At 63.8% G+C, this 6,473-nt stretch carries 8 protein-coding genes; 5 read left to right on the top strand and 3 right to left on the bottom strand.

Annotated elements, in window-relative coordinates:
* Window positions 1-479: bifunctional adenosylcobinamide kinase/adenosylcobinamide-phosphate guanylyltransferase (cobU, locus tag EOD15_RS25935; protein ID WP_127408967.1), on the top strand; the 479-nt coding region annotated here is incomplete at its 5' end.
* A gap of 1 nt (window position 480) precedes the next feature.
* The gene (gene cobO, locus EOD15_RS25930) at window positions 481-1,095 is read left to right on the top strand and encodes a cob(I)yrinic acid a,c-diamide adenosyltransferase (RefSeq protein WP_127321771.1); all 615 of its coding nucleotides are present in this window, start codon (window positions 481-483) and stop codon (window positions 1,093-1,095) included.
* A 40-nt stretch (window positions 1,096-1,135) separates the two neighbouring features.
* Here cobO and cbiB read toward each other — a convergent pair whose 3' ends face one another.
* Window positions 1,136-2,104 carry an adenosylcobinamide-phosphate synthase CbiB gene (cbiB, locus tag EOD15_RS25925; RefSeq protein WP_127321770.1) on the bottom strand — a complete coding sequence of 323 codons (969 nt, stop codon included), beginning with the start codon at window positions 2,102-2,104 and terminating at the stop codon, window positions 1,136-1,138.
* Between cbiB and cobD the strand changes: the two genes are divergently transcribed.
* Both cobD and EOD15_RS25915 read left to right on the top strand, forming a co-directional pair.
* Window positions 2,103-3,152 carry a threonine-phosphate decarboxylase CobD gene (cobD, locus tag EOD15_RS25920; RefSeq protein ID WP_127321769.1) on the top strand — a complete coding sequence of 350 codons (1,050 nt, stop codon included), beginning with the start codon at window positions 2,103-2,105 and terminating at the stop codon, window positions 3,150-3,152. The genes cbiB and cobD overlap by 2 nt on opposite strands.
* Window positions 3,149-3,658, top strand: coding sequence for a tyrosine phosphatase family protein (locus tag EOD15_RS25915; protein WP_127321768.1), 510 nt, complete (start codon window positions 3,149-3,151; stop codon window positions 3,656-3,658). The genes cobD and EOD15_RS25915 overlap by 4 nt, the downstream gene beginning before the upstream one ends.
* Before the next feature lie 284 nt (window positions 3,659-3,942).
* On the opposite strand, the gene EOD15_RS25910 is transcribed toward EOD15_RS25915, so the two are convergent.
* Entirely contained in the window at window positions 3,943-4,746 is an 804-nt protein-coding gene (locus EOD15_RS25910; protein WP_127321767.1) for a creatininase family protein, read from the bottom strand.
* Window positions 4,747-4,800: 54 nt separating this feature from the next.
* Complete coding sequence (locus tag EOD15_RS25905; RefSeq protein WP_127271694.1) at window positions 4,801-5,184, bottom strand: RidA family protein; 384 nt, start codon at window positions 5,182-5,184, stop codon at window positions 4,801-4,803.
* 265 nt (window positions 5,185-5,449) lie between these two features.
* Between EOD15_RS25905 and EOD15_RS25900 the strand changes: the two genes are divergently transcribed.
* Window positions 5,450-6,454, top strand: coding sequence for an ABC transporter substrate-binding protein (locus tag EOD15_RS25900; protein ID WP_127272561.1), 1,005 nt, complete (start codon window positions 5,450-5,452; stop codon window positions 6,452-6,454).
* The last annotated feature ends 19 nt before the right edge of the window (window positions 6,455-6,473 follow it).

Below are 6,473 nucleotides of genomic sequence, written 5' to 3'. Positions count from 1 at the left end.
GTGCGCGCTCCGGCAAGAGCGCGCACGCCGAAATTTTGGCGACCGCCTTGCCGCCGCCCTGGATCTATGTCGCCACGGCGCAAGCCTATGATGACGAGATGCATGAACGCATCGCGTTGCACCGATCGCGGCGCGGCGAAGGCTGGACGACCATCGACGCACCGCTCGATCTCTCCGGTACGCTTGCCGCCTTGCCGGAGGATCGGCCGGTGCTTGTCGACTGCATGACGCTGTGGCTGACCAACCACATGCTGGCTGAACACGATTTCGAGCTGGAATGCCGGCGATTGGCGGAGGTGCTGTCGCGGCCGCGCGGGCCATGGTTCGTGGTGTCCAATGAAGTCGGCCAAGGTATCGTGCCGGACAATGCACTGGCGCGCCGGTTTCGCGATGCCGCCGGCCGGCTCAACCAGCAGGTCGCCGCCGTCGCCGACATGGTGCTGCTTATGGTGGCAGGGCTGCCGCTCAAGGTGAAATGACATGACCGACATCGACAATAGGGACGAAGAACGCCACCGCGCCAAGATGGCCAAGCGCAAGGCTGTGCAGGATGCCGAGGTGGCGAGCAAGACGGTCGAGAAGGGCTTGCTCATCGTCAACACCGGACCGGGCAAGGGAAAGACCACCGCCGCCTTTGGCCTGGCGCTGCGCATGCTCGGCTACGGCAAGCGGGTCGGGGTCGTCCAGTTCATCAAGGGCAAGTGGCACACCGGCGAGAAGGACGCCTTCGCCGCCTTCGGCGACCGCGTTGTCTGGCACGCGATGGGCGAGGGGTTCACCTGGGAAACGCAGGACCTGAAGCGCGACATCGCCGCCGCCGAAGCCGCGTGGGCCAAGGTGCTTGAGCTGATGTCCAATCCGTCGATCAGCCTGCTGGTGCTCGACGAACTGAACATTGCGCTGCGCTACGACTATCTCAACCTCGACAAAGTGGTTGCGGCGCTGAAAGCGCGACGCGAGGACCTGCATGTCGTCGTCACCGGCCGCAATGCCAAGCCGGCGCTGATCGAGGCGGCCGACCTCGTCACCGAAATGGGCGTGACCAAGCACCATTTTTCCGCGGGCGTGAAAGCGCAGCAGGGGATCGAGTTCTGAGCGTTTCTTACCCTCCCCACAAGGGGGAGGGTAAAGTAGATCACGCCACGATGACCATGACCGCGACTGACCCAAACAGCGCGATCAGCAGATAGTCGGCGACGCGATAGAGTTTCAGCGCTCGCCTTATGTCGAGGCTGTCGGCCTCGCGCCGCCCACCTTCGCCCATGAAGACGTCGTCCACGAGCACGCCGCCGTAGCTGCGCGGCCCGGCGAGCGCCAGGCCGAGCGCACCGGCCATCGCCGCTTCCGGCCAGCCGGCATTGGGTGAGCGGTGTTTTTTCGCGTCGCGCCACACCGCATGCCAGGCATTTTTCGCATCAGCGCCTTTGACGAAGAACGCCGCCAGCACGATCAGCAGCGCCGTCAGCCGCGACGCCGGCAGATTGATCCAGTCGTCGAAGCGCGCCGCCGCCCAGCCGAAGGCCTCGTGGCGCGGGGTGCGGTGGCCGATCATCGAATCGGCGGTGTTGGCAGCCTTGTAGGCGGCGCCGCCGGCCAGGCCGCCGACGCCGGTCCAGAAGGCGGGGGCGACGATGCCGTCGGAGAAATTCTCAGCCAGGCTCTCGATCGCGGCGCGGCAGACGCCGGCCCTGTCGAGCGTTTCAGGGTCGCGGCCGACGATTCGCGAAACGGCAAGGCGGGCCAGAGCGAGGCCACCGGTGTCGAGCGCGTCCGCCACAGCCTCGACATGCTCATAGAGGCTCTTTTGCGACAGAAGCGACGTTGCCAGGAGGGCAGTGATGACCAGGCCCATGGGAACGAACCAGAACAGGATCTGCACGCCCAGGCCAATTATCGCCGGCACCAGCACGATGACCAGCAGCGCCTGGACACCACGCTTGCGACGCAGCGCGTCGGGATCAGTGGCGCGGTTGAGCCTGCGGTCGAGAAAGGATATCAGCCTGCCGAACCACGTCACCGGATGGCCGATGGCGCGAAACAGCCAATCGGGGTAACCGAGGGCGAATTCGACGGCCAATGACAGGAAAGCGATCAGGACTGACATGAAGCTTCTTAATGGGGCGGTTGTGGACCATGGTGGAAGTCTTGGCCGCGCGAGGGCGCTTTTCCCCAACGCCCTGCTGCCATTCGTCGACCTCTCGACCGGTATCAATCCGCACTCCTACCCGCTTTTCGACCTGCCCGCCACCTCGCTGTCGCGGTTGCCGGAAGCCGCGCGCACGCGTGAGCTGACAGAGATCGCTGCCAGTGCCTATGGGGCGCCGTCGCCAGCCAACATCGTGGCGGCACCGGGCACGCAGATCCTGTTGCCGCGCGTCGCCTCGCTGATTACCCCCGGAAGGGCGCTGGTGCTGGCTCCGACCTACGCCGAACATGCCCGCGCAGCAGTGATCGCCGGGCACCAGGTGGCGGAGGTCGATAATTTCGAAGCGTTGGCGGACGCCGACCTTGCCATCATCGTTAATCCGAACAATCCGGATGGGCGCGTCATCGCGCGCGACCGGTTGCTGGCTCTGGCTGCCGGATTGCGCGCCAAGGGCGGGCTGCTGGTTGTCGACGAGGCGTTCATGGATGTTGGGCCGCGCGAGCATAGCCTCTGCGGCGATGTCGGCCAGGGCGGCGTCGTCGTGCTGCGCTCGTTCGGCAAGTTCTTTGGTCTGGCCGGCCTGCGGCTCGGTTTTGCACTTTCCGATGCTGTGACGGTCGAACGGCTGGAAACACAATTCGGGCCATGGGCCGTCGCCGGCCCGGCGCTGGAATACGGCATCCGCGCGCTTGCCGACATCGGCTGGCAGGACGCGATGCGGACGGCGCTGGCTGATGAATCGGCGCGGCTCGATGCGCTGTTCGGCCGCTTCGGTATTCCCGTTATGGGTGGCACCACGCTGTTCCGTTTTCTTCGCCTGCCGCATGCTGCCGATTTGTTTGCCGCGCTCGGCGGGCGCGGCATCCTGCTTCGCCATTTTGCCGATCGGCCTGACGTTCTGCGCGCCGGCCTGCCGGGGAGTGAGGAGGAATGGCAGCGGCTCGAGACCGTTCTTGCCGAATGGGCGTCGCGGCGCGAGCATCAATCGAAGGGTTCGAAACAATGATCCATGTCTGCTCGCTGGCAAAGATCGAGGAAACGGTGGCCAGGACCGGCGCCGACCGCATGCTGTCGCTACTTGCCGCCGGAACGGAGGTGGTCCGTCCGGCGTCGATCGCCCGAGAAAACCATCTGCATCTGGTCATGCATGACATCGCGGCGGCGCAGGACGGCATGACCATGCCGGGCGAGGAGCATGTCCGCAACCTGCTCGATTTCGCGCGCCGCTGGGACCGGGCAAGGCCGATGCTCGTGCATTGCTATGCCGGCATCAGCCGCTCGACGGCTTCGGCCTATATCATCGCGGCCGCATTGGCGCCGAAACGCGACGAGGCCGAATTGGCGCGGACGCTGCGGGCGCTGTCGCCCTCGGCAACACCCAATCCGCGACTGATCGCGGTGGCTGATGCGCTGCTTGATCGCAACGGCCGCATGATCGAGGCGATCGAATCGATCGGCCGCGGTGCGGATGCCTTTGAAGGCACGCCCTTCGCGCTGAGGATCGACGGGTAACTCCCCGAAGTGCCTTCCCACCTTCGTCATCCACGGGCGGAGCAGGAGCGAAGCTCCGTCGCGGAGACCCGAGGATCCATGCCGCGACATCGGCCGTAGAGTGCAACCGAGCAGAATTCTGGACCGTAGCAGCGCTTCGGAGTCCCGGCATGGATCCTGGGGTCTGCGCCGCGTCGCTTCGCTCCTTGCTTCGCCCCAGGATGACGAAGAAAAAGGCTTCGGCTATTCTCAGAAGGGCACGATGTGCCATCTGACGGTCAGAGCATCTGTACCGAGCAACTATGCTACGTCAACCAGTCCGCGAGCTTCGCCTTGCGCACATCCCGCAGCAGGCTGATGAACCCGTCGGCCTGATATTCTGCCGTCAGCCGGCCCTTCTCCGCCGTCGCGATGCTGGCATCGCCGACGACGCCATTCGGGTTGAGATCGCCAGCGATCCAGGCAAAAGCGTGGGTGCCGGTGTGGCGCAGGAGCGAAAATTCGTTTTCGGCTTTGGCGACATTGGAAACGAAATTGTCGGCCTTGGCCATGTCGACGAGGTCCGGCCGGAAATGCAGCATCAGCGAGGTCTCGACATCGCCGCCATGGATGCCGTGGCGGTCCTCCAGTTCGGTGTACATGCCGGCCGGGCGGCCGAACCGTTGCCAGCTGGTCTTTACCGCCAGCATCTTTTCGCGCACGCGCAATTCGCGCGTGACGATGCCCATGATCTCCTCGTTGCCGCCATGCGAATTGACCACGATCAGCTTGCGCACACCGGCGCGCGCGATCGACAGGCCAAGCTCGGTCCAGGCTTCGATCAGCGTGGTTGCCGGCAGTGTGAGGGTGCCCGGCGCATGCAAATGTTCGTTCGATTTGCCTACCGCCTGGACCGGCAGGATGCGGATGTCGAGATCGTCGGGCAGGCGGGCGATGACCGTGTCGAGCATGCCGTTCATGATCGAAGTGTCGGTCGAGACAGGCAGATGCGGGCCATGCTGCTCGATCGCCGCCACCGGCAGCACGGCGATCGTCGCCTCCGGATCCATCGAGGCGTATTCGGTGGTCCGGTAGTCGCCCCACCACACGCGTTTCTTCGCAACAGTCATGTCATGCCTCTTCGATGAACGGCCAGACCTAGCGCGGCGGAGGTTGTCTGTCGATCACCCGGCCGCGATAGCCTCGACCTCGACCTTGAATTCGGGTCGGGCAAAGCCGGAGACGATCATCAGCGTCGAGGCCGGCGCGGGGCTGGAAAACAGCCGGTCGCGGACATCCATATAGGGCCGCAGATGCGCGCGGTCGGTGACATAGGCGTTGATACGGATGATGTCGCGTAGGCCCAGCCCGGCTTCGCCGAGGATCGCTTCGATGTTGCGGAAGCAGAGTTCGGCCTGCGCGCCGGCCTCTTCGGGAATCTGGTCGTCCGCGGTTATGGCAACCTGACCCGAGCACAGCACCAGCCGCTTTCCAGGCGGTACCTCGACGCCGTGGCTGTAGCGGGCAAAGGGCGGCTTGATCGACTTCGGGGTGAGGAATCTGAACATGGCAATCTCCTGGGTGCCGCCAGCCTAAAGCCGGACCCATTACACCTTCAAGATGGCGGTGCATGTTGCCCGGGCGATTGTGGACAGCCGTTCAAAAAATAGGCACGATGCCTTTCGTACAGCATGACCCGTCCGCGCTTGGCATGGCAACGTCTTTCAAGCGGGCGGCCCCGGCGCCAGACGCCGGTGGCATGTGTCTTGCTTCTTGAATCTTTGGTGTCGAGCCTGGCGCGTGGCGCGCCGGAGCAAACAGAGGGTGGTGTGGATGTACGGAAAACAGAAGATCTCGGTGGCGGCGGTGGCCCTGCTTGCAGCCAGCACGCTGGGTGCGGCTGCGAATGAAAAAGTCACCTTCGGCACCAACTGGTTGGCCCAGCCGGAGCATGGTGGATATTATCAGTCCGTGGCGGACGGCACCTACGCCGCCTGCGGCCTCGACGTCACCATCATGCAGGGCGGTCCGCAGGTCAGCGGCCGACCGCTGCTGCTGGCCGGCAAGATCGATTTCTACATGGGCGGCAATCTGCTGTCGGCTTTCGATGCCGTCCAGCAAGGCATTCCCATGCGCGTGGTGGCGGCGGACTTCCAGAAGGACCCGCAGGTCATCATGTCCCACCCCGGCGAAGGGCTCGACAAATGGGAGGACCTGAAGAACGCCGACCAGTACATATTGGGCGACGAGGGCGTGCAGACCTTCTTCCAGTGGATGGTCATCGAACTCGGCTTCGACGCTTCCAAGCGCGCGCCCTACACCTACAACACCGCTCCCTTCCTCGCCAACAAGAAGTCGATCCAGCAGGGCTACGTCACCTCGGAGCCGTTCGCGGTCAAGAAGGAAGGCGGCTTCGTGCCGAACCAGTTCCTGCTCGCCGACTATGGCTGGGACACCTATTCGACGACGATCGAGGTGATGCAGGATACGATCGACAAGAAGCCGGAGGTGGTCCAGTGCTTCGTCGATGGCTCGGCCAAGGGCTGGTACAAATATCTGTACGGCGACAACAAGGCCGCCAACGACATGATCAAGAAAGACAATCCCGATATGAGCGACGAGCAGATCGCGTTCTCGATCGAGCAGATGAAGAAGTTCGGCCTTGCCGATTCCGGCGACACCGAAAAGCTCGGCATCGGCGCCATGACCGATGAGCGGATCAAGAATTTCTACGACAAGATGGTCAAAGCCAAGGTCACGCCAGCCGGCATCGACATCAAGAAGGCCTACACGCTGACCTTCATCAACAAAGGCGTCGGGCTCGAGCTGAAGAAATAGGCCGGTCCCGGTATGATAA

The organism is Mesorhizobium sp. M7A.T.Ca.US.000.02.2.1 (assembly GCF_003996995.1).
GTDB lineage: Bacteria > Pseudomonadota > Alphaproteobacteria > Rhizobiales > Rhizobiaceae > Mesorhizobium.
This window is presented reverse-complemented; position numbering and strand designations above follow the sequence as displayed.

Excerpts from the sequence above, each read along its gene's own strand:
- cobO (WP_127321771.1), top strand. The coding sequence starts at position 481 with ATGACCGACATCGACAATAGGGACGAAGAACGCCACCGCGCCAAGATG.
- cobD (WP_127321769.1), top strand. The coding sequence starts at position 2,103 with ATGAAGCTTCTTAATGGGGCGGTTGTGGACCATGGTGGAAGTCTTGGC.
- cbiB (WP_127321770.1), bottom strand. The coding sequence starts at position 2,104 with ATGTCAGTCCTGATCGCTTTCCTGTCATTGGCCGTCGAATTCGCCCTC.
- EOD15_RS25915 (WP_127321768.1), top strand. The coding sequence starts at position 3,149 with ATGATCCATGTCTGCTCGCTGGCAAAGATCGAGGAAACGGTGGCCAGG.
- EOD15_RS25910 (WP_127321767.1), bottom strand. The coding sequence starts at position 4,746 with ATGACTGTTGCGAAGAAACGCGTGTGGTGGGGCGACTACCGGACCACC.
- EOD15_RS25905 (WP_127271694.1), bottom strand. The coding sequence starts at position 5,184 with ATGTTCAGATTCCTCACCCCGAAGTCGATCAAGCCGCCCTTTGCCCGC.
- EOD15_RS25900 (WP_127272561.1), top strand. The coding sequence starts at position 5,450 with ATGTACGGAAAACAGAAGATCTCGGTGGCGGCGGTGGCCCTGCTTGCA.